The organism is Flavobacterium sp. LM5, from assembly GCF_002017945.1.
GTDB classification, from domain to species: Bacteria; Bacteroidota; Bacteroidia; order Flavobacteriales; family Flavobacteriaceae; genus Flavobacterium; species Flavobacterium succinicans.
In genome coordinates this window covers 453660-477186 of the sequence record NZ_MUFX01000001.1, presented here as the reverse complement: position 1 = coordinate 477186, position 23527 = coordinate 453660, and the positions used below count along the sequence as shown (strand labels likewise).

The window sequence follows — 23527 nt, the reverse complement described above, 5'->3', positions numbered from 1 at the left end:
TATATCGTAATATTTTAACTGTTCTTCTTAATTTTCCACTTTTATAATCACCATTTTACTGGTAGAAGCATTCGTGGTTTTGTTTTTAATTTCTTCTTGTGCTTCTTGTAAATTATCAAACATGCCGTTATAGATGTAATAACTACTAGTGTTGGCATCGTAGTAGAATGATACATTTTTCATTCCCGAGGCTACGGCTTTGGTCAAGAAGGCATCACGTTTAGCGACATCTTTGTGAACCGCCATAATCATATAATAGCCACTAGGTGTATTTTCTACACGTTTCATAATTTGCATATTCGATTGTTCCTCTCCATAGTCAAAATCGCTCACCGTCAAAGGAGTGGCACTCAGCTTCGTGGTCTCCTTGATGCGTTTCAAGGCTGCTTGATCCTGCGCCAAACGATCAGAAGAATTCAACGAATTGGCACGTTTGATGCGTCGTTTCTTCTCAACTTCTACAGCGACCTTAATGTTCTCTAAGGACTGTACTAATTTTGTATTAGTTTGAACACTTGCCGCTTGTTCTGCTTTTAATTGATCGATCGATTTTAAATAGTTTATACTCAACGCATCGGTAGGGCTAGCTCCTTTTTTGATACGTTCATCAAACAAGTTTTTGATTTTAACAATGTTATCCTCTTGGATCTTGTTCATGGCTGAAATTTGTGATTTCAACGATTCAATCACTGCATTATCATTAACAGTGCTCTTAATTTCTTGTGGCTCTTTAAAAATACCTTGCTCGCTCAAATCATTTTCTTCCTTCATGTCTCTCAATTCTTTGGCTTTAGCCGCAACCTTCTGATCTAATTGAGCGATTAACGATTTTTGCATTTGACTAGAGGTTTCTGCTTGTTTGGCCAAATCATCAATAGCTATAGCACTCGCGTCTTTAACAACTGGAACAACTGCAGCGGCAGCAGCTATTTTAGCCAAGCGAATTCTCTCTGCTTCAGCATCCGATTTTTGTTTCGCGTCGGCAGCAGTTTTTGCTTTGGCATCAGCTTCTACTTTAGCTTTCGCTTCTGCATCGGCTTTTGCTTTGGCTTCTGCAGCTAATTTCTCTTGACGTAAACGCTCGGCTTCCGCAGCAGCTTTGGCTTTTGCGTCCGCTTCTACTTTAGCTTTCGCTTCTGCATCGGCTTTCGCTTTGGCTTCTGCAGCTAATTTCTCTTGACGTAAACGCTCGGCATCCGCAGCAGCTTTAGCTTTTGCGTCCGCTTCTACTTTAGCTTTCGCTTCCGCATCAGCTATTTCTTTGGCTTTAGCGTCGGCTTTCGCTTTAGCTTCAGCGGCTAGTTTCTCTTGACGTAAACGCTCAGCATCGGCAGCAGCTTTGGCTTTAGTGTCTGCTTCCAATTTAGCTTTGGCTTCTGCATCAGCTATTTCTTTTGCTTTAGCAGCTAATTTCTCTTGACGTAAACGTTCAGCATCCGCAGCAGCTTTGGCTTTAGTGTCTGCTTCCAATTTAGCTTTGGCTTCTGCATCAGCTATTTCTTTTGCTTTGGCGTCCGCTTTCGCTTTGGCTTCAGTAGCTAATTTCTCTTGACGTAGACGCTCAGCATCGGCAGCAGCTTTGGCTTTAGTGTCTGCTTCCAATTTAGCTTTGGCTTCTGCATCAGCTATTTCTTTTGCTTTAGCAGCTAATTTCTCTTGACGTAAACGTTCAGCATCCGCAGCAGCTTTGGCTTTTGCATCGGCTTCTAATTTAGCCTTCGCTTCTGCATCGGCTATTTCTTTTGCTTTAGCGTCAGCTTTCGCTTTGGCTTCAGCAGCTAGTTTCTCTTGACGTAAACGCTCGGCATCCGCAGTAGCTTTGGCTTTGGCGTCAGCTACTACTTTAGCTTTTGCTTCTGCATCGGCTATTTCTTTTGCTTTAGCGTCAGCTTTCGCTTTGGCTTCAGCAGCTAATTTCTCTTGACGTAAACGTTCAGCATCCGCAGCAGCTTTAGCTTTGGCATCCGCTTCTAATTTAGCTTTCGCTTCTGCATCGGCTTTCGCTTTAGATTCTGCAGCTAATTTCTCTTGACGTAAACGCTCGGCATCCGCAGCAGCTTTGGCTTTGGCATCCACTTCTACTTTAGCTTTTTCTTCTGCGTCGGCTTTCGCTTTGGCTTCAGCAGCTAATTTCTCTTGACGTAAACGCTCGGCATCCGCAGCAGCTTTGGCTTTTGCATCGGCTTCAACTTTAGCTTTCGCTTCTGCAGCTAATTTTTCTTTACGTAAACGCTCGGCTTCTGCATCTGCTTTTGCCTTGGCATCGGTTGCAAGTTTAGCCAAACGTGCTTTTTCAGCTGCATCATTTACTGTAGTAGACGGCACTGCTGTTTTAGCCTTAGTAGCCGCTTCTGCTTTTAGTTTTGCATCAGCAGCCAATTTGGCTTGCTTCAATCGTTCCGCTTCTATAGCCGCTTTTTGTGCTGCTTCATTGGCCAATAGCTTCGCTTTCGCATCTGCATCTGCTTTGGCTTTCGCATCAGCAATTTCTTTTAATTTGGCCAAACGCAATTGTTCTCTTTCTGCTTGGGCCTCTTTACGTGCAGCCTCCAAATTCGCCTTGTCTATTGGAGACAATAGCGTACTTTGTTTGGGTTGTACTGGGGCTGTTTTTACAGATTTTTTTGGAGGAGGTGCTACATTAGGCACAATCAACGCAGCAGTCTCCTCATCATCTCCGTGGTAATAGTTTTTACTTTTAAACTTATAGGCTAGAACAATTTCATGAGAAAATCCAAAATTAGAAAACCCTGACAATCCTTTTTCTGTTATATATTCAAGGGAAATCGTCGGTGTAATATTCATTCCAACACCCCCTGACAAACCATACAAACTGTTATATCCCGCTTGCGCCCAAATCCCTAATGGGGTAGCAAAAGTAGCGGTCCCAGATAGGATGGTTTTTTCTTTTTTGAACTCGGAACGAATTAAAGCTGAAAATTTACTTTTATCAAAAAGGCCATAGGTGTCCAAATAGCCTGTGTACATGACATGCGCTTGAATGCCCTTTTCTAGATCGTCTTGCAGCATTTTAGCACTTGAGAAGTTGTAAGTGATCATATTATTAAAGGCCACTCCAAAATCTAAAAATGCAGTACCATAGTTAATCCCTGGACTCACGGTGAGTAAAAAATTAGAGGGGATATTGTTTAAAGAGGGATCGGCAACGCCATTAGTAATTACTTTACCAGCATTTAAACCGCTTTTGTAAGCACCAAGATTCAATCCAAAAGTAAGATTGCTGTCTTGTTCCAATTCAACATTATGTGTGAAATTTACTATTCCTCCAAAAGTGGTCAATACGCCAATATTGTGTTGAAAAACACCAATTCCAATTCCTTCATTGTCTAAAAATCGACCCGAATAACTCGCAACATAAGTTGTGGGTGCATCATTAAACTGCAACCATTGTCGTTTGCTATATATCGTTGCAAAGGTGTTTTGCTCTCGAACAAAACTAAATGTTGGATTAATTACAAAGCGATTAAACTTTAAAGAATTTCTAAAGGGTAAGGAAAATGAAACAACTCCATCCTCCACCTGATTGGTTTGAGCATAGAGTTCTTGGTGTAAACCAACTGAAATGATAATAAATAGTAAAATTTTCCTCATATTATTTAATCACAGTTATGGATCCTTTTTTTACCTTGTTGTCGGGGGTCGTGATAATATAATAGTAGATCGGATTCACATTTTTAAAATCAATAGGATTGGTGATCGTAGGCCAATCGTTTTGGTAATTACGGGTTTGAACTACCACTTCGCCAAAAGCACTAACAATTACCACTTCAACATCTTTTCCATTGACATATTCTAAAGGGAGCACCCAGGTGTCATTGATAAAATCACCATTAGGACTGATGATATTTGGAATATTGGAAACTTCAGGAAACGGGTTGGGATCCGTAGTATAGGTTACTTCAAAAATAAGATCTTTGGAAATCGCACAATTACCTGGCTGTGTTATGGTCACTTTATAAGTTCCTTTAACGGTCGCGCTATAAGTACTGGCTGTTACATTTGGAATTTGATTCCCGTTTAAAAACCACTTATATGATGGATTCGTAGCATCAGTAGAAACTGCCACATTTAAATTTTCTCCAGGAACAATGGAGCTAGTCGCCGGCACGTTTAAACTAGCATTAAATGTACCTTCTTGCAAATCGATACTGGCATTGGCATCACAAGAGCCAAAACCAATTTTAACACTGTATTTACCAGGGACAGCCGTTGAATACGTTTGTTTTGTTGCATTAGCGATGGCCTGATTGTCTTTAAACCATTGATAAGTATTTCCTTGGGTAGCCGACAAAACAGTAGTGCCTTGACTACTACAAAAAGGATTACCTAAACTTGACGTAATCACCGCAGTTGCGCCAGAAGAAGACGAGGTGACCGTTACCCTATTAGAATAGGAATCAGAGGTACAACTGCCATAATTCGTTTCAGCATAGTATACCCCTGGAGTAGATACCGTATAATTGCCTCCTACAGCTGAGGCCACTTTTGTAGGCAACACCGTGGGACCATTATCACGAAACCAATTGAATGTAAGTCCTGGATATTTGAGAGGAGAATCATTAGCTCCTGTTCCAGGATTATCGATAGATAAAACATAGGAACCGCCTGTGCAAATCACTACATTATAATCGTTGTTGTTTATCGTAAATTGAGCATCTTGCGGTTTGTAATAGGCTGGAAAAGAATTAGACGATTGGCTGGTGGCTATTGGTGCAGTACTACGAACGCGAATTCTATAATTCTCACCACTAGTAGTAACCGGAACTGCAAAAGTAATCTTAGCAGGAGAGGTAGTAATAGCGCCTGCTGCACTAGTATGTAGCACTGTTGGAGTCGCAAAACTTCCTGCCCCATCTGAAAGTTCTACAATGAACTGATTGGAAACACTAAGTCCTGTGGTAGGCGTAAAACTAAAATTGACTTCAAAGGTATTGAATACAGGATTGGCACAAATTTGTGTAAAAGGGAAAGTAGGTTTTCCTATTGAGACTTGAGCTTTTAACGATATAAACGGAGCTAATCCAATGTATAAAAATAAAAAACGAAGCAAAAAAAAGACTTTATTGTGCTGCCTGTACATATCGAAAATCAGATTTTTACATAAATTTATGATTATAAAAATAAAAACTTCGATCGTTGGGGGACAATCAAAGTTTTTATCTTTAAAAATAAACTAGTTGTTATTTGAAGCCGTAATTTTTGAAATTTTTAATCTGAAATCAGGTCTTTTTTCATTAAAAGCATCTAAAAAAGCTTCAGAATTATTTTGTTTGTCATACACATTAAAAAAAGCACTATTTCCGTACCAATTTTCTAACTCTTCATTATTAGGGTTAAACTCTGTAAAAATATTTCCTTTACAAGAATTAATGTACAATTGCTCTAACTTAATTTTTTTCAAATTGGTAGCAGTTACTTCAATATTAGCATCCAAAATTACAGCTGGATTAAAACCTGAAATCACACTTCTTTTTAATTCAAGAAAAGAATTTTCGGCCACTCTAACCGCATCCTTAATAAGATTTTTTTGCATGTCTGCTAACAAATCGGCACTATCATTAACCAATGTCATGTTCGTAGCTACTACATTGGTTTGTTTTTTAGTAAAATCAACTTCAGCTTTTTGCAAATAAGAAGCTACATCTAAACATCGGTAAGCAGTAGTACTACTAGAAATGTAAGAAGAACGAATAGCCAAAGAATTATCTAATTTAGATTGTGCTCCATAATTAAATTTATAATCTATAGCACTAGATTTCAAAGAAACCATTTTTTTCATGGCTACGTCTCCACCGTACACAGTGAAAGAATCGCCTGCCGAAAAACTTACCATCACATTTTCAAGTACAGTTGCATTTCCTATTCCTGCTAATAGTAAACCATTGAAGTTTTCATCTCCTCTAACTTTGCTACCTGCATACTCTATGCGAACATAACGTAAAACACCAGCATTAGCAGCAGGATTTGAACCACCATAAACCGTCATAGCATTATCCAAACCATAGTTCACAGAAGAGACACCGCCAAACTTGTTAATTGGTGCATCACCAAGTATAATTATTCCTCCCCAGTCTCCTGGTTTTTTCAAACTACGACTAGAAGTAAAAACAATAGGATCTGTTTCTAAACCATCAGCCATAATTTTTGCTCCTTTGGTAATGACTAAAGCAGCTCCTGAACCAAAATCACCAATAATTACTGTACCTGGTTCAATAGTAAGAACGGCATTATTATTTACATAAACAGGACCTTGCAAAAGATAAATATTTCTTTTCAGCAATTTGGTGTCCGTTGATATGTTACCTGCTAAAATTTGATTCGCCTCACCATAATCTAATCGGGTAGGCTTAAATTCCGTCCAATTGTTTAACCAATTCAAAGAACCAAAAATACCTTTTTCTTGTTGTGCCTGAACAGAACAAGTAAACAATAGCATTAAAGCTAAAATCTGAGTTATTTTTTTCATAAGATTTAAAGATTTAGGGCGTTTCTTTTAAAAATCGATGACTTGCGATAAATTGGTTATTTTAGTAGGTAGGTTATTTGTAAACTTATTTATAAAAAACAAGTCTTAGGAGTTAATTATCTCCTAGACTGTTTAAAGATTTTAAAGTTTCTTCGTAGAATAAAATAGCTGAAATTAAATTTCCTTTATCTGCATAAGGCACCATTTTTCTTTGAAAATCAACGGTTACATCCAAAAATGAATTCATACTTTCCGCTTGAGTATTCAATGCTTTAGTATTGTTTGCATCTTCTGGAATACCTAAATCCGTCAAAGTAACTCCTGGTTTGCTAACCAAGGCAATATAAGGTAACGTTTTAACCAACACTTTGATTCTCTCAATATACAATTCCAACAAAGGTCCTTTTTGCAAAGTTTCCAATTCTGGCTTTGAATAGTATTTTTTTACCAAAGCTGTTCTACTAATAATACTCTGAGGCGCTTTAGTTTGTGCTGAAGCAACTCCAACTGTTAATAATAATACTAACCCAAAAAAAATAATTTTCCCTTTCATGCTTTTCTTTTTTGTTAATTAAAATGTTAATAACAAAAATAAACAAATTAAATTAACTCACAACTTTTAGCCATAATTTTATGCGTAAAAAATAGTACATATATTAAAAAAAAATGTATTTCATCGATAAAAAAAGTCTTTAACCCTTGTTTTTATGCTACTTATACGTCAAAACACATCAAGTATTAACAAGAAATAAAGTCAAGAAAATTAAAAATTTAACAAATAAAAATTGTTAATAAACAGTAATTATTTACAAACCAAAAAAATAAAAACTCACCAAATTTACATCACGATAAAGATTACACTCTAATATTTTAGACTTTATCAATTTCTTTTATCTTTGCTCAATGCAATTTTCAGCTATACTAGGTCAAAAACACATCAAAAATCACCTCACTCAAAGTGCCTCTTCTGGCAGAATACCTCACGCACAATTATTTACAGGACCAGAAGGCTCGGGAACATTAGCTACCGCCATTGCTTATGCACAATATATTTTATGTCAAAACACCCTTTCTGATAATAGTAATGGGAATGAAAGTTGTAATCTAAAATTTGAAAGCCTAGGACATCCCGATTTGCATTTTGTGTATCCCACTGTAAGTACCGAGGAGGTAAAAAGCAAACCCAAAAGCATCGATTTTATTTCAGAATGGAGAGCTTTTGTATTACAAAACCCCTATGGCAGTTTATCGGATTGGTACGCATTTTTAGGGGTACAGAATAAGCAAGGTGAAATAAGAGTAGATGATGCGCAAGAAATTCTTAAATCTTTAGCTCTAAAATCGTACGAGGGAGGACACAAAATAATGATTGTTTGGATGGCGGATAAACTCAATACCGCAGCCGCAAACAAATTGTTAAAACTTTTGGAGGAACCACCCGAAAAAACCATTTTCATTTTAATTACTGAAAATGAAGAATCGCTCATTTCTACCATCCGATCGCGTTGTCAAGCCATTCATTTTAATGGTATTCCAGAAACAGAAATTACAAAAGCATTAATTGAATTACATAACATTGATTCAAAAATTGCTCAAAATATAGCTCATCAAGCGCAAGGAAATTATAACAAAGCACTCCATTTATTGCATCAAGATGCAGATGATTTAGTTTTTGAAGAGTGGTTTGTAGTTTGGGTACGTGCTGCTTTTAAAGCCAAAGGAAACGCCAGTGCCATTCAAGACTTGATTGAGTGGAGTGAACAAATAGCACAATTAGGAAGGGAAAGACAAAAAAAATTCTTGTCCTTTTGTATCGAAATGTTCCGACAAGCGCTATTACTGAACTATCAAGCCAATTCTTTGGTGTATATGGAACCCAAAGTAGAAAAATTTAAGTTGGAAAATTTTGCCCCTTTCATTCATGGTGGCAACATTCAGCCTATTTATGAAAAAATAGCAGAAGCCATGTACCATATTGAAAGAAATGGTAATGCTAAAATCATTTTGACCGATTTATCCATTCAATTAACTCGATTAATCCATAAAAAATAACAATCATGAATAATACCGCCTCTTTATTATTACTTGTATTTTTGGCCATTACTTTTTTACAATCTGGATATGATAAAATATTTTATTGGAAAGATAATGTTTCCTGGCTAAAAGGGCATTTTGCACAAACACCCTTAAAAAAACAAGTACCCTTGGCCTTAGCACACGTATTACTATTAGAAATTATTTCAGGAATATTATGCATCATTGGCAGTATCGAACTGTACATCACCAATGGGAAACTGTACGGATACTATGGCGCTTTGTTTTCTTGTATAACCTTACTCATGCTATTGTTTGGTCAAAGAATAGCCAAAGATTATGATGGTGCAAGAACAATTGTCATCTATTTCATTCCTGCCGTACTTGCGGTGTACTTGCTCAATTAAATTTAATTGTTTACATAACTATATGATTTCAAAACATCCTTCTGAATCCTTAACCATATTGACCGACTTGGTACTACCTAGCGAAACCAATCCGTTAAACAATCTTTTTGGCGGTGAATTACTAGCACGTATGGATCGCGCCGCAAGTATCGCTGCACGACGACACTCAAGACGAATTGTGGTGACCGCTTCTGTTAACCATGTGGCTTTCAATAGAGCCGTTCCAATAGGAAGTGTAGTGACCTTAGAGGCTAAAATTTCCAGATCTTTTAAAAGTTCCATGGAAATTTACATTGATGTTTGGATTGAAGATCGCGAATCTGGTTTGCGAACCAAAGCCAACGAAGGCATCTACACATTTGTAGCCGTTGATGACACCGGAAGGCCTGTAGAAGTAGCACCTATTATTCCAGAAACCGAACTAGAAAGACAACGTTTTGATGCCGCTTTACGTCGTAAACAACTCAGTTTGGTGCTCGCAGGAAAAATGAGCCCTCACGACGCAACCGAATTAAAGGCCTTATTTAACGACTAACGCTTTTTTATTAACACAAATAGAAAGCAAGCATGGATAAGACATTAAAAAAATGTATTTTTACGTAAACAAGTAAGAAACAACAACTTTACACGCCAATCATAGAGTTTCCAACCCAAAAAAAGACGAAAGAAAAGATGAGTTCAGACAAAGAAGCCAAATTAAAAGCGTTACAATTAACGCTAGATAAATTAGACAAAACCTACGGAAAAGGTACCGTAATGAAAATGGGCGATAAAGCCATTGAAGAAGTAGAAACCATCTCTTCAGGATCCTTAGGTATTGATTTAGCATTAGGCGTAAATGGATACCCAAAAGGAAGAATTATAGAAATCTATGGACCAGAATCATCTGGTAAAACAACCCTAACATTACATGCGATTGCAGAAGCTCAGAAAGCAGGTGGAATTGCTGCTTTTATTGATGCGGAGCACGCATTCGATAGAAATTATGCAGAAAAATTGGGTGTAGATATCGAAAATTTAATCATATCGCAACCTGATAACGGAGAACAAGCCTTAGAAATTGCCGAAAATCTAATCCGTTCTGGAGCAATCGATATTGTGGTGATTGACTCTGTGGCAGCCTTAACGCCAAAAAGCGAAATTGAAGGTGAAATGGGAGATTCAAAAATGGGATTACACGCCCGATTGATGTCTCAAGCCTTACGAAAACTTACAGGAACCATCAGCAAAACTCATTGTACGGTTTTCTTTATCAACCAATTGAGAGAGAAAATCGGCGTAATGTTTGGCAATCCAGAGACCACTACTGGAGGTAACGCGTTAAAATTTTATGCCTCTGTACGTTTAGACATCCGTCGTTCAACCCAAATTAAAGATGGGGAAAACGTATTAGGAAACAGAACTAAAGTTAAAATTGTAAAAAATAAAGTAGCACCACCCTTCAAAGTAGCCGAATTTGATATTATGTATGGTGAAGGTATTTCTAAAACCGGTGAAATTTTGGATTTAGCCGTTGAATTTGAAATTGTTAAAAAAGCAGGATCTTGGTTTAGCTATGGTGATACCAAATTAGGTCAAGGTAGAGATGCTGTAAAAACATTAATCAAAGACAATCCAGAATTGGCTGATGAATTAGAAATAAAAATTAAAAATAGAATCAAAGAACTCGCTAACGAATAAAAATTGATTCTTAAATAATAATAAAATACCGTTTCATTCACTTGAAACGGTATTTTTTTTTGAATTACATCAATAATTTCTTATTTTTTATGTCGCTGAGAATCGCATATTTAAAAAATAAAAGTGTATTGTACGAAATATTAAAAAATAAAAAGGTGAAATATAAAGATTACTCTTATAATTTACTATTCACTCATCAAAAGTTGCTTTTTAATGATCTGATAACAATCCTCTTTAATTCTTTTCTTTGCCTCAAGTGTACAACCTTTAGTACTTATCGGTTGATGGATGTACGCACGCATAGTACCAGGACTACCACTAAAAAAAGTAAACGAGAACCTTTTTTTATTGTCAGGAAACGTAATGGGTACAATGGGAATTTGATGTTCTATTGCTAATCGGAAAGCACCATCTTTAAAATGATCCAATAGAATTGATTCATCATCAGGCACTCCACCTTCCGGAAAAATACAAACACTTAATCCTCTATTTATTCTTTGTTGTGCTGCTTCAAAAACAGCAAGCCTGCTTTGGGCTGAACCACGATCGACTAAAATACAAGTGCGTTTATAGAAAAAACCAAACAACGGGATTGCAACTAATTCTTTTTTTCCTACAAAGACAAAAGGATTTTTAACTATAGCTAACATCAACATAATATCAATCATTGAAGTATGATTGGCTATTATCATATAACTGGTATTGGGCTCTAAAGTTGCTTCTTGCTGTACCTGATATCTAAAACCCATTCCAAACAAAATGAATTTAGCCCAAATTCGTGCAATACGAAAAAAATAAGGGTACCAACTTTCGGCTAAGATAGAGATCAAAAGAAAAGGCAAGAATACAACAATTGGAATAGCCATTAGAATGTAAAACCAAATCCTCCAAAAAAACCAAAAAATAATTTTTAAAATACTCATAGTTTAAAAGTAGCCAATGCTATTGTTATAGATAATGGAAAAGCTAGTAAAAGTAAAATCTATTTAGCCGATAACCATGGTTTTGGATTCACATAATTAACATTCTCGCACAAGGTAAACTTCAATAAAGTTTTGCCATCTGCGTTCGTATTAATGGTTCCAAGAGGTTGCTTGGCGGTCACTTTATCGCCTTTAGCTACATTAATTGTCCCCAAATTTTGATACACTGTAAAGTAATCTCCATGTTGAATCATTACGGCCTTACTGTTGGCTATTGCAATTACTGAAAACACTTCTCCAGCAAAAACGGCTCTCGCTTTGGCTCCTTTGTAGGTTGTTATAGACAATCCGCTGTTTTGTATGGTTAAAGTTTTGTAGACCGGGTGAGGCTGTGTACCAAACCCTAAAAACACTTCTCCTCTATCTACAGGCCAAGGTAATCGTCCGCGGTTGGCCTTGAAATTATCAGAAACTAATTTTCCTTCCGAAGTAAGCTCCATTTTGGTGGTAGATACAGGCGCCGCTTTTTTGGGAACTTCTTTCGCCGCAACAACTACTTTTGGTTTGGTCACTACAGTCGGATTTGCTTTGATATTCGATTTGCTAGCTACAGCCTTTTCTTTGGCAGCTAATTCTCTAGCAAGTTTCTCTTTAGCAAGTTTATCGGCTAAAGCTTTCTCTTTAGCCAACTTTTCTTTGAGTGCTTTTTCTTTGGCAGCTCTAGCTAAAGCCGCTTTACGATTGGCTTCGGCAATGGCTTTTCTGATTAAACGATCTATTTCCTTATCGATCGCTTTAGCTTGTTGGTGCTTTTTCTTAATTTCAGCTATAATTTTCTTCTGATCTTTTTGAAGCGATAAAACAATCTGTTGTTGTTCTTTTTTTTCAACTTCTAAAGATGTTTTTTCTTTTTCATTCTCAGCAATTAGCTGCTCTTTTTGGCTTTTTTGAACTTTTAATTTATCATAAAAATTGAGTAATTCTTTTGATTTTGATTCGATTTCCTTGCCTTGCATTACTCTATAACTAGAATATTGCTTCATATATTGTAAGCGCTTATAGGCCTGCAAAAAACTAGATGAAGACAAAATAAACATGGCTCTACTTTCTTCAGAACGGCTTTTATACGATTTGAGAATCATCTCTGCATAATCGGCTTTTAGCAAATGTAACTCGTGGTCTAATCTTTTTATCTTCAATTCATTAGACTGCATGTCATTACTCAGCAATTGCGTTTGTTTCTCGGTAGTAGCAATTAAAGATTCTTTGAGTTTAATCTTTTGGTTTTGTAGATCAATCACATGAACTACTGATTTCTCCTTTTTCTTTACCGTTTGAAGTTTTTGCTCATTGGCTAGAATTTCTTTTTGAATTTTAGCTTTACTTTCTTCTAACTTTTTTTGTTGAGACGGCTGTGCCACAACAAAAGAAGTATAAGCAATCAACAATAAAACATAGAGAGACTTAGGCATGTAAAAGGTTTTTTTTGTGCAAAAATAAAAATTTATGAACTATAAAATTAGAAAGTACTCTTTAATCTTAAGCCAAAAAAAGCCATTACAATCAAATCGTGTGTTAAAATAATTTGTAACAAAAGTAAAACAAAAAAAGACGTTAACCATTATGATTGAAGTTAATGTCTTTTTTTGAGGTAATGGCATTTAAAAACCGAACATTCCTTTTACATATTATACAACCAATTCGCTGGATTGTTGTAATTAGCATTTTCAGATATGGTAAATTTTAAAACCGTTTTACCTTCATTATTGGTTCGTATCCTTCCTAAATTTTGTTTGATTCCTACTTTATCCCCTTTGGATACAGCTACAGAACTTAAATTTTGATAGACTGTAAAACAATCACCGTGCTGAATCATCACTGCTTTATTAATAGGAGAAAGGACCATAATATTAGTCACTTCCCCTGCAAATACTGATCGAGCGGAAGCTCCTGACTCAGTAGTAATCTCGACACCACTATTATTGATTACTAGTGTTGGGAAAACGGGATGTGGTTGTTTACCATACCCCAAAGAGACAAAACCTTTTTCTACTGGCCACGGCAATTTTCCTTTATTGGCTCTAAAATTATCGGCCAAAATTTTAGCCTCAGCTGTTAATGCAATTCTTGAGGACGAGCCACCTGTTGCTGTTCCGTCTTTGGCTGCTTTTCTATTGGCCTCGGCAATGGCTTCCCGAATTAATCGGTCAATTTGACGATCAATCGCTTTGGTTTCGGATTGTTTTTTACGAATCGCAGCCATGATTTTATTTTTGTCTTTTTTAATGGCATTTACCAAGCGCTGCTGTTCCTTTCGTTGCTTTTCAAGTTCTTGTTTTTCCTTTTCTCGGTCAGCAATTACTTTTTGTTTTTCCTTTTTTTGAATGGACAATCGTCCGTTATAATCTTGTAATTGAAGGGATTTGGATTGAATTTCTTCACCCTGCATTTTTCGATAACTCGAATATTGTTTCATGTATTGTGCCCTTTTATAAGCTTGTAAAAAGTTTTCAGAGGATAATAAAAACATAGCTTTACTTTGCTCTGATCTACTCTTGTAGGATTTAACAATCATTCGAGCATAATCTTCTTTGAGTATTTCTAATTCTTTTTTAAGCTTATTAATTTTAACTTGGTTGATATACATGTCATTACCCAAGACCTTCGCTTGTTTTTCAGTGGTCTTAATTAACTTTTCTTGCAATTTGATTTTGTTGGCTTGCAACATTACCACCGTTACTGCCGATTTTTCTTTTTTCTTAACCGACTGCAATTGACTTTCATTTTCTCTAATTTCTTGAAGGATCTGAGCTTTGCGTTGTTCTAACTTTTCTTGCTGCGATTCTTGCCCCAAACTAATGAAGTCAAACATAAAAAAAGTATACTTAGAAGGAATTTTGGCATGTTAAAAAAGTTTTGATTCAAATTTACTTAATTAAAATTCTTTTATATCCACTAGGAACACTATACGGAAAAGAAAGTGCTTCATTCACTGATATCGAATTGTAATTGAGATTGATTTCAGTATTTCCTTTGGGTTGCGAGGCTACAATCTGCACATTCGAAGGCAATATCATATTGGTGTGCTGTGCAAAATTTCCATAAGCTACTGCAATACTTCTTCCCTCTTTGGCTTGAGCAATTTCTTGCTTTTGAAGGACAAATTTTAAGGCATCAATAAAGAAGTATTTTTGAGTATTATCTTTAGACAAATCTTCTAGTTTATACTTTTCATCTGCCTCTAGCGTTTCTTTGTATTTCCCTTTAGACAAATCATCTATGGCTTGTCCTACTAACAAATTTTGAATTTTTGAATAATCCAAATCGGTGCCAAGCCACTGGCTCAACCCTTTAAAATCGCCTTCAAAATAACTCCCATTAATTTTTTCGTAATAGCTTACTCCTTCAGGGGTAATTAAAGCTTTGGCCATAGTAATTCCCAAAAAACGAACACTCACTAATATTTGTTCATCTTTTTTTATCTTAATTTCTGCCGTAACATTTTGAGTCATCTTTTCATCCGCATAATTCGCACTTGATTTGATGTACAAAGTCGAAAAATTGTTCTTGTTTTGGTATAATTTTTCGATAACAGAACTAGTCATGTACTTGTTTTCTTTAGGAATATCCATCACTGCTACCGACTTAGATTTACAAGAAATCAGTGTTATGAGCACAAAAAGTAATCCGTATTTCTTCATTATTTCTTTTCTTTTACTAATTGATTGGCTTTGGAAAAGTAGAAATTTTTCTTCGTCATATCTCCTAAACCATTAAATGTTTCTCCCAATTGAATATAAAAATTAGTCTCTAAAATTGGATTGTCAATAAGGTAATCAACTCCTGTTTCTAAAACGTCTTTGGCTTTTTTGTATTGCTGCAACTGATTGTAGGCTAGTCCAGCATAATAATAAAAATGAGGTTGCGAGGGATAAGACTCCATCAAGGATTGTGCCTTGGCCGCCAATACCTCAAATTTTTGAAGCTCAGTTAACGATTGGAGCATCAAAATGGGTGTTTCCATGGCAATAGTGGGGTCGGCTTTAATGGCTTTTTCATAATATTTTGCCGCTTTTTCCCATTGCTTTTTATTGTAATAAAAATTGCCAATTTCCTTGGCTACCGGAACGGTGGGATCAGCCTCCATTACTATAATCGCTTTCTCTAAATCCGATTCATATTGAGGATTTTTTCCGGCGAAAAGTAAAAACTCATTCAGCACTCGATGCTTGATTTTAGTATCTATTTTGTTACTTGCCAACACTATATTCATCGATTGAACCGCTTTAGGGCCATCATTTTTTTCGATATGAAATTTAAACAAACTCACTTGCGCCCATTCCGAAGTAGGAATTTCTCGTTCTAACTTTTTGGCTACTTCGAGCATTTTTTCTACTTCATTACTTTTGGAGTAGCGATAAATCAAGTCAATATAATTGGATTCCTCTTTTGGAAATTTCTCAATCTGTCCAATCAAATGCTCAATTTCAGTATTCTGATATTTCCCTTGGGATAAAATTCGACTTTTATAGCCTTCGCGTACATCAGATTTACCGACGGTTTCATTGAGTTGATTGATCAATTCAAACGCTTTATCCAATTGATTGGTTGCCATATACAAGGTCACTAAATCTTCTTTGAACTTAGGGTCCAACACGATCAGTTTTTGTAAAACGATTATCCCTTTTTGATAGGCTTTGGTGGCATAAGTCACATCGTACATGCCAACGACAAACCACTTGTTTGTTGGGTCTATAGTAGCTGCTTTTTCAAAAGAAGTATAAGCCTTGTCAAAGTTTTTTAATGCGAAGTAATTTTTACCCAATTCATAATGCACTGCTGCTTCTTCGGGTTGCGATTTTAAGCATTTTTCAAGAGCCACTATGGCTTTATCGTAATTCTCAATCCCTTTTTGCAATAACGCGTCATAGAATGCGTCTTGGTATTCATTATTTGCCATAGCAATCTCTTCGGGTTCAGTTTGTGCCTGAACCCAAGTAGGAATTCCAAAGAATCCCATAACCAAGAATGCTACAATTCGACGATTCATTTTGCGTTATTTTTTATTCTAAAACCGAATAATCTCCAATACTTATACTTGTAAAATTCCCATCATAGGTAACGTGATTTCCAATCATCGCATTATCTAAAGTTGCGTTTTTGATATGAGCGTGCGTTTGAATCAAACTGTTTTTGATGGTTGAATCAAAAACGTGGCAAGCTTTTCCTAAAGATACATTAGGTCCAATAGTTACGTTCGATAAAACAACATTCTCCCCAATAAAACAAGGAGGAATAATAGTAGCATTCTCTAATTTTGCTGAAGGATCAATTAAATTAACACCGTCTTGCTGCAAGAATCCAAGCATACGACCATTAGTCTCGACAGTTACGTTTTTATTTCCGCAATCCATCCATTCGTCTACACTTCCGGTTTTGAAAACTTTGCCATTGGCCATCATTCCTTTGATACCATCGTTGATTTGATATTCACCTCCATTTTGGATGTTGTTGTCCAAAACGTTTTGCAATTCTTGTTTTAAAACTTCCACTTGTTTGAAATAGTAAATCCCGATAACGGCTAAGTCACTCACAAACTCTTTTGGTTTTTCTACCAATTCTACGATTTCATTTTGCTCATTAAGTTTAACTACTCCATAGGCTTCTGGTTCATCCACTTGTTTTACCCAAATTACAGCATCGGCTTCTGGATCTAACTCAAAATCGGCACGAATTAAAGTATCAGCATAGGCAATAACTGCAGGTCCTGATAAAGATTCTTTGGCGCACATAATAGCGTGGCCAGTTCCCAACGGTAAATCCTGACGGTAAATAGAAGCTTTGGCACCTAATCCTTGTGCTAATTCTTGTAAACTAGACACGACATCGGCTCCAAAAAAGGCTTCGTCTCCTAAAATAAAAGCAATCTCTTCTATCGGTTGCTTTAAAATTTTGGCAATATCTTCTACTAATCTATGTACAATTGGTTTACCTGCAACAGGAATTAATGGTTTTGGAACGGTTAAAGAATGTGGTCTCAAACGAGACCCACGTCCCGCCATTGGTACTATTATTTTCATTATAAATTTGTATTAAGATTTTAGAATTAAGTATTAAGACAAAACGAAATACTCTTCTGATTATTTTTTACCAGCTTTTATTCAAACACTGCCTTTATCGACTGTAAACTGAAGACTAAAAGCGGAACACTGTTTACTATTTTACTCCCGTGCTACCAAAGCCTCCAGCGCCTCTGGTGGTCTCAGATAATTCGTTAACAACAATCCACTCGGCGCGTTCGTGTTTGGCGATTACTAATTGGGCGATGCGTTCTCCGTTTTGGATTACGAAAGTCTCATTGGATAAATTTACTAAAATCACACCAATTTCCCCTCTATAATCGGCATCAATTGTTCCTGGAGCATTGAGAACGGTGATTCCGTTTTTGGCCGCCAAGCCACTACGAGGTCTTACTTGTGCTTCGTAACCTATGGGTAATTCAATAAACAAACCTGTTTTCACGATAGCTCTAGACAAAGGTGCCAAAGTAATGGGTTCGTTGATATTCGCACGCAAATCCATTCCCGCCGAAGCGATGGTTTCATAATGAGGTAATTCGTGTGCGGATGTATTGATGATGTTGATAGTCATTTTTTATTTTTTAATTATTGTTCGTAGTGACGTAGGGACAAGTCGCGACTTGTCCGTACCCTACAAAGTGTTATTTTTTTCGTTTAATAATATTCAAAATTGTGGTTTTCTCATTGTGATAAATGAAATAAAGAAACGCAAGCAATAGCGGGATTCCTACGAAATAATTCTCTCTAAATCCATAAAAAGAAATCACCGAAAACAAAATTGAAATACCCAAATAAGCACCAATTTTTTCCATATCATAAGGAATAGGATAGTGTTTTTTGCCCAAAATATAGGAAATCAACATCATACTTCCATAAGCTGAAATCGTAGCGATTGCCGAACCGTAATAGCTAAATGTTGGAATCAAAATGTAGTTAAGAAGCAATGTTAAAAGTGCGCCAACAATAGATATGTACGCCCCAATAATCGTCTTGTCCGTTAGTTTATACCAAACCGAAAGGTTGTTGTAAATGCCTAAAAAGAAGTTGGCCAAGATAATTAAAGGAACCACTTTCATCGCTTCCCAATACGATTCATTGTCTAATAATAATAGCTTTAAAATATCGGCAAAAACAATAACTCCCAAAAGAATCAAAGCACCAAAAATGACAAAATATTTGGTAATCATCGCATAAGTTTGAGGGGCGTTTTCATTACTAGCGTGGCTGAAGAAAAACGGCTCTATTCCTAATCGAAAAGCCGTGGCAAAAAGTACCATAAAAAGCCCTAATTTATAACAGGCGGAATAAGCTCCTACTTCGGATTTGGCAATGTTGTCCGGCAACCAATAGCCTAATAAAATTTTGTCAAAATGTTCGTTTACCGCAAAAGCAATTCCTGCAATTAAGATAGGCAAACCGTAGCGCATCATTTTTTTCCAAAGTACCGCATCAAAATTGCGTTTCAACGAAACATAATTAGGTGAAAGTACCACAAAAGTGAGCAAACTCGCCAACAAATTGGAAACGAAAATATATCCAATTTCGAAATTATCGATATACATATTCCCTAAAAAAGAGTCGGGACTATCGGCATAAATTTTTGGTAAAACCAATAAGAAATATAGGTTGAGTGCCAAGTTTACGACTACATTCCCTATTTTGATGATAGCATATATCATGGGGCGTTTGTTTGCCCTTAATTTTGAAAAAGGGATAATCACCAAGGCATCTAAAACCAAAATCCAAATGGTAAACGTAATGTACTGCACATCTACATGAGCCCAAGAAGCTAAGGTGTTTCTAAAAATTAAGGCACCAAACAAAAACAAAATGGAAGACCAAAAAATAGAAATGGTACTGGTAGCGATGACATTTTCTTTATCGGTTTCGGCACTGTAGAAACGGAAAAAAGCGGTTTCCATACCGTAGGATAAAATTACGTTGAAAAAAACCATCCAAGAGAGAACGATAGAAACTTCGCCATACTCTGCTGTTGGTAAAATTCCGGTGTACAAGCGCACCAATAAAAAACTGAGCATACGAGGCAAAACGGTTGCTAGTCCGTATATCGCAGTTTGTTTGAATAGAGTTTTATATAATCCCAAAGTAGTTTGGTTTTGATTTGACTTAAGAAAACAAAAATAGCGAATTCAAGGTTGACTTAATAAAAAAAATTTAACCGCATAGATTACGGTTTTATTTAAACATTGAAACCATTGAAGTCTTTTTGGAATAGCAACTGTTATTTGAACCATATAAGGGCATTTAAGGTCATATAAGAATACTAGCCCTTTGCTTTGGTGTTAAATTTAACCACAATGAGCACAAAGACTTACACAAGGTTCACAAAGAAAAAACTTAAATCACCTTATATGCCTTATATATATGGTTTAAAATTTTATGAAAGCCCCTCTTCGTTGATGATTTTTAGAAAATGAAAGCCTTTAGGCACATATCCTTGGTTGTAATAAAAACGATGCGCATTGAAGTTTCCTGTAAATGCATCCAAAACAATCATCGTGCAATTCGTGGCTTTGGCTTTAGCATCAATATAATCGGTCATCATTTTTCCAATACCTTTGGCACGATAGTCGGGATGCACTACAAAATTATCGATTTCGATATACTTCCCAGACCATAATTTATACCCTTGCCAAAAACCAGTAATCCCCAAACAAACTTCGCCTTCAAAAACAGCAAGCTGTTTATAGTTATGCGGAATCATTTCGGTAAGATAGGTGTCGTATTTTTCAATGGTAAAAGTGGGATACAAATGACGCATCATGTCAATATGAGCCAGCATCTCTTCTTTAGTGCTCAATTCTCTAAGTTGAATTTCCATAGGTAATTTTAAAAGTGTAAAATTAGAGAAAAAAGGGATGAGATGGAAAGATGTGGGATGAGGAATTTTAGGAAATCCAATAAGACATTAATCTAGTTCATTCTACAATATGCTTGCAAACTATTAGAATAACACCAAAACTATTTTAATCTAATTCTTACGATTTTTAACTAAAAAAAAGCAATTGGCACAATTTTAGTTACAGTACAGAGAAACTAACCCGAAATTAACCATGCATAAAAAATTACTTTCTTTACTACTATTTTCCATACTTTCTACTTTAGCTTATTCACAAAAAAAAGGAAAGATGGCCTTACCCACCATAGAAGAAGAAATAGCAACTTCTCTATGGGAAAATAAAAAATCAAAATCTTATTCTTGGTTAGTCATTTATGAACAGAAAAAAATAGACTCCATTTTAGCCATAAAAGTGCTGGTTAGCACCAATGAGAAACCAAAGCAAAAACAACAAGTATTAAAGTGGAATCATAAGAAATATTAAAAACAAAAAGAGCCAACGTCTGTTGGCTCTTTTTGTTTTTATGTATAGAACGTATTAAGCGTTCAAAGCTTCTGCTCCACCAACGATTTCTAAGATTTCGCTTGTAATTGCAGCTTGACGGGCTTTGTTATACGTTAACTTCAATTGGTCACGTAATTCTGTAGCATTGTCTGTTGCTTTGTGCATAGCAGTCATACGAGCGCCATGTTCTGAAGCGAATGAATCTCTAATTCCTTTGTATAATTGCGTTTTCAATGATTTAGGAATCAAAGTCAACACGATTTCTTCTTTTGAAGGTTCAAAAATGTAATCTCCAGGAGTAACCGCTTTATCTGCTTGGATAGGAGCTAATGGCAGAAACTGTTCGGTTTGAACGATTTGAGTCGCAGCGTTTTTAAATTGGTTGTATACCAATTCAATTCTGTCATAATTACCCCCAATAAATTGTTGTGTTAAATTATCAGCAATTGTAGCAACGTTCTCAAAACTTAAGGCATCAAAAACTTTACTCTCGTTACCAACTACTGCAAAACTTTTACACAAAACATCATTTCCTTTTTTACCAATAGCAAAAACATCCACTTGTTTTCCTGCATAATATTCTGCACGTACTTTAACTTCCTTGATTACGTTAGAATTAAAAGCACCACACAAACCACGGTTAGAAGTAATAGCTACCAATAACACTTTTTTGATTTCTCTTTGTGTAGTATACTCACCTCCTACATCACCATCTAAGGTAGCAGAAAGGTTTTGTAGTAACTCCGTTTGTTTTTCAGCATAAGGACGCATCGCAGTGATGGCGTCTTGTGCTTTTTTCAACTTTGCAGCAGAAACCATTTTCATCGCCGATGTAATTTGCATCGTAGATGAAATGGAAACAATTCTATTACGGATTTCCTTTAAATTAGCCATTGTATTTTTAAGTAAATAGTAATAAGTAATTAGTGACTAGCTATTGACTAATCACTAATTACTATTCACTAGATTAGTTATATTTTGCTGAAATTTCTTTTGCTGCAGCTTCAATTACATCTGTAATTTCGTCTGTAAATTTACCTGCTTTCAAAGCATCCAAAGTTGCTCTTTTTTTGTTATTCATGTATTCTAAGAAATCTTTTTCGAATTCTTTTACTTTATTTACAGGAACATTTCTCAACAAGTTTTTAGAACCAGCATAAATAATTGCAACTTGGTCTTCAACAGTATAAGGGTCGTTCAAACCTTGTTTCAAGATTTCAACGTTTCTTTTTCCCTTTTCAATTACGTTCAAAGTAACAGCATCCAAATCAGAACCGAATTTAGCAAACGCTTCCAATTCACGGAATTGTGCTTGGTCTAATTTTAAAGTACCCGCTACTTTTTTCATGGATTTAATTTGAGCGTTACCACCCACACGAGATACAGAGATACCTACGTTAATCGCTGGACGAACCCCAGAGTTGAACAAATCTCCATCCAAGAAAATCTGACCATCTGTAATCGAAATTACGTTTGTTGGGATATACGCAGATACGTCACCCGCTTGTGTTTCGATAATTGGTAAAGCTGTTAATGAACCACCACCTTTAACGATTCCTTTTAAAGAATCTGGTAAATCATTCATGTTTTTAGCGATAGAGTCATCAGCAATTACTTTACAAGCTCTTTCTAATAAACGAGAGTGTAAGTAGAATACGTCACCTGGGTAAGCTTCACGTCCTGGAGGTCTTCTTAACAAAAGAGACACCTCACGGTAAGCTACCGCTTGTTTAGATAAGTCATCATAAACAATTAAAGCTGGACGACCTGAATCTCTAAAGTATTCACCAATTGCAGCACCAGCGAAAGGAGCATAAACTTGCATTGGCGCTGGGTCAGAAGCATTAGCTGCAACAATCACTGTATAAGCCATTGCACCTTTTTCTTCTAACATTTTTGCAATTCCTGCAACAGTAGAAGCTTTTTGACCAATAGCTACATAGATACAGAATACAGGTTGACCTGCATCGTAAAATTCTTTTTGATTTAAGATAGTATCGATACAAACTGTTGATTTACCAGTTTGACGGTCACCAATAACCAACTCACGTTGTCCACGTCCTACAGGAATCATAGCATCAACTGCTTTTACACCTGTTTGCAATGGTTCAGTTACTGGCTGACGGAAGATAACTCCAGGAGCTTTTCTTTCTAATGGCATTTCGTATAATTCACCTGTAATTGGTCCTTTACCATCAATTGGCTGACCTAAAGTGTTTACTACACGTCCTACCATTCCTTCTCCTGTTTTAAGAGAAGCAATACGTTGTGTTCTTTTGGCAGTAGAACCTTCTTTGATTCCAGTTGATGGTCCTAAAAGTACCACCCCTACGTTGTCTTCTTCTAGGTTCAAAACGATTGCTTCTAACCCATTTTCAAATTCAACTAACTCACCATATTGAACATTAGATAGCCCGTAAACACGAGCAATACCATCTCCAACATTAAGTACTGTTCCTACTTCTTCTAGTGTAGCACCAGATTCAAAACTTTCAACTTGCTTCTTTAATATTGCTGAAATTTCAGCAGGTTTGATTTCCGCCATCTTACT

General features: G+C 36.1%; 20 protein-coding genes. 5 read left to right on the top strand and 15 right to left on the bottom strand.

Annotated features, from left to right (window positions below; translation table 11 throughout):
- Positions 1-27: 27 nt before the first annotated feature.
- The 4 genes from BXU11_RS01975 to BXU11_RS01960 all read right to left on the bottom strand — a co-directional run bounded on the left by BXU11_RS01975 (position 28) and on the right by BXU11_RS01960 (position 7040).
- Positions 28-3612: a type IX secretion system membrane protein PorP/SprF gene (locus BXU11_RS01975; protein ID WP_078210833.1), complete on the bottom strand. Its 3585-nt coding sequence runs from the start codon at positions 3610-3612 to the stop codon at positions 28-30.
- A 1-nt stretch (position 3613) separates the two neighbouring features.
- Positions 3614-5071, bottom strand: a complete 1458-nt coding sequence (locus BXU11_RS01970) for a gliding motility-associated C-terminal domain-containing protein (protein ID WP_223253649.1) — start codon at positions 5069-5071, stop codon at positions 3614-3616.
- Between the two features lie 123 nt (positions 5072-5194).
- Positions 5195-6487, bottom strand: coding sequence for a hypothetical protein (locus tag BXU11_RS01965; RefSeq protein WP_078210831.1), 1293 nt, complete (start codon positions 6485-6487; stop codon positions 5195-5197).
- A gap of 112 nt (positions 6488-6599) precedes the next feature.
- The gene (locus BXU11_RS01960; protein WP_024980591.1) at positions 6600-7040 is read right to left on the bottom strand and encodes a hypothetical protein; all 441 of its coding nucleotides are present in this window, start codon (positions 7038-7040) and stop codon (positions 6600-6602) included.
- Between the two features lie 350 nt (positions 7041-7390).
- Here BXU11_RS01960 and BXU11_RS01955 point away from each other — a divergent pair, with 350 nt between their 5' ends.
- The 4 genes from BXU11_RS01955 to recA all read left to right on the top strand — a co-directional run bounded on the left by BXU11_RS01955 (position 7391) and on the right by recA (position 10608).
- Positions 7391-8539, top strand: coding sequence for a DNA polymerase III subunit delta' (locus tag BXU11_RS01955; protein WP_078210830.1), 1149 nt, complete (start codon positions 7391-7393; stop codon positions 8537-8539).
- A 5-nt stretch (positions 8540-8544) separates the two neighbouring features.
- The gene (locus tag BXU11_RS01950; protein ID WP_078210829.1) at positions 8545-8928 is read left to right on the top strand and encodes a DoxX family membrane protein; all 384 of its coding nucleotides are present in this window, start codon (positions 8545-8547) and stop codon (positions 8926-8928) included.
- 22 nt (positions 8929-8950) lie between these two features.
- On the top strand, positions 8951-9463 hold the full coding sequence (locus BXU11_RS01945; protein WP_078210828.1) for an acyl-CoA thioesterase: 513 nt from the start codon (positions 8951-8953) through the stop codon (positions 9461-9463).
- A 137-nt stretch (positions 9464-9600) separates the two neighbouring features.
- Entirely contained in the window at positions 9601-10608 is a 1008-nt protein-coding gene (gene recA, locus BXU11_RS01940; protein WP_024980587.1) for a recombinase RecA, read from the top strand.
- Between the two features lie 185 nt (positions 10609-10793).
- Here recA and BXU11_RS01935 read toward each other — a convergent pair whose 3' ends face one another.
- The 9 genes from BXU11_RS01935 to BXU11_RS01895 all read right to left on the bottom strand — a co-directional run bounded on the left by BXU11_RS01935 (position 10794) and on the right by BXU11_RS01895 (position 20453).
- The gene (locus BXU11_RS01935) at positions 10794-11531 is read right to left on the bottom strand and encodes a 1-acyl-sn-glycerol-3-phosphate acyltransferase (RefSeq protein ID WP_078210827.1); all 738 of its coding nucleotides are present in this window, start codon (positions 11529-11531) and stop codon (positions 10794-10796) included.
- Positions 11532-11590: 59 nt separating this feature from the next.
- Positions 11591-13003, bottom strand: coding sequence for a murein hydrolase activator EnvC (locus BXU11_RS01930; protein WP_078210826.1), 1413 nt, complete (start codon positions 13001-13003; stop codon positions 11591-11593).
- A 209-nt stretch (positions 13004-13212) separates the two neighbouring features.
- Positions 13213-14403 (bottom strand): murein hydrolase activator EnvC, encoded by a 1191-nt coding sequence (locus BXU11_RS01925; RefSeq protein ID WP_078210825.1) that lies wholly within the window; start codon positions 14401-14403, stop codon positions 13213-13215.
- 55 nt (positions 14404-14458) lie between these two features.
- Positions 14459-15232, bottom strand: a complete 774-nt coding sequence (locus BXU11_RS01920) for a DUF4292 domain-containing protein (protein ID WP_078210824.1) — start codon at positions 15230-15232, stop codon at positions 14459-14461.
- Positions 15232-16581 carry a lipopolysaccharide assembly protein LapB gene (locus tag BXU11_RS01915; RefSeq protein ID WP_078210823.1) on the bottom strand — a complete coding sequence of 450 codons (1350 nt, stop codon included), beginning with the start codon at positions 16579-16581 and terminating at the stop codon, positions 15232-15234. Before BXU11_RS01915 ends, BXU11_RS01920 begins: the two co-directional genes overlap by 1 nt.
- Positions 16582-16594: 13 nt before the next feature.
- Positions 16595-17611 carry a sugar phosphate nucleotidyltransferase gene (locus tag BXU11_RS01910; protein WP_078210822.1) on the bottom strand — a complete coding sequence of 339 codons (1017 nt, stop codon included), beginning with the start codon at positions 17609-17611 and terminating at the stop codon, positions 16595-16597.
- Between the two features lie 136 nt (positions 17612-17747).
- A complete protein-coding gene (dut, locus tag BXU11_RS01905) occupies positions 17748-18182 on the bottom strand; it encodes a dUTP diphosphatase (RefSeq protein ID WP_078210821.1) in 435 nt (144 codons plus the stop codon).
- A gap of 70 nt (positions 18183-18252) precedes the next feature.
- Positions 18253-19716 carry a lipopolysaccharide biosynthesis protein gene (locus BXU11_RS01900; RefSeq protein WP_078210820.1) on the bottom strand — a complete coding sequence of 488 codons (1464 nt, stop codon included), beginning with the start codon at positions 19714-19716 and terminating at the stop codon, positions 18253-18255.
- A 293-nt stretch (positions 19717-20009) separates the two neighbouring features.
- Positions 20010-20453, bottom strand: a complete 444-nt coding sequence (locus BXU11_RS01895) for a GNAT family N-acetyltransferase (protein ID WP_078210819.1) — start codon at positions 20451-20453, stop codon at positions 20010-20012.
- A 232-nt stretch (positions 20454-20685) separates the two neighbouring features.
- Between BXU11_RS01895 and BXU11_RS01890 the strand changes: the two genes are divergently transcribed.
- Positions 20686-20955 carry a hypothetical protein gene (locus tag BXU11_RS01890; protein WP_078210818.1) on the top strand — a complete coding sequence of 90 codons (270 nt, stop codon included), beginning with the start codon at positions 20686-20688 and terminating at the stop codon, positions 20953-20955.
- Between the two features lie 54 nt (positions 20956-21009).
- On the opposite strand, the gene atpG is transcribed toward BXU11_RS01890, so the two are convergent.
- Both atpG and atpA read right to left on the bottom strand, forming a co-directional pair.
- Positions 21010-21870, bottom strand: coding sequence for an ATP synthase F1 subunit gamma (gene atpG / locus BXU11_RS01885; protein WP_078210817.1), 861 nt, complete (start codon positions 21868-21870; stop codon positions 21010-21012).
- 73 nt (positions 21871-21943) lie between these two features.
- On the bottom strand, positions 21944-23521 hold the full coding sequence (gene atpA, locus BXU11_RS01880) for a F0F1 ATP synthase subunit alpha (RefSeq protein WP_078210816.1): 1578 nt from the start codon (positions 23519-23521) through the stop codon (positions 21944-21946).
- Positions 23522-23527 lie beyond the last annotated feature (6 nt).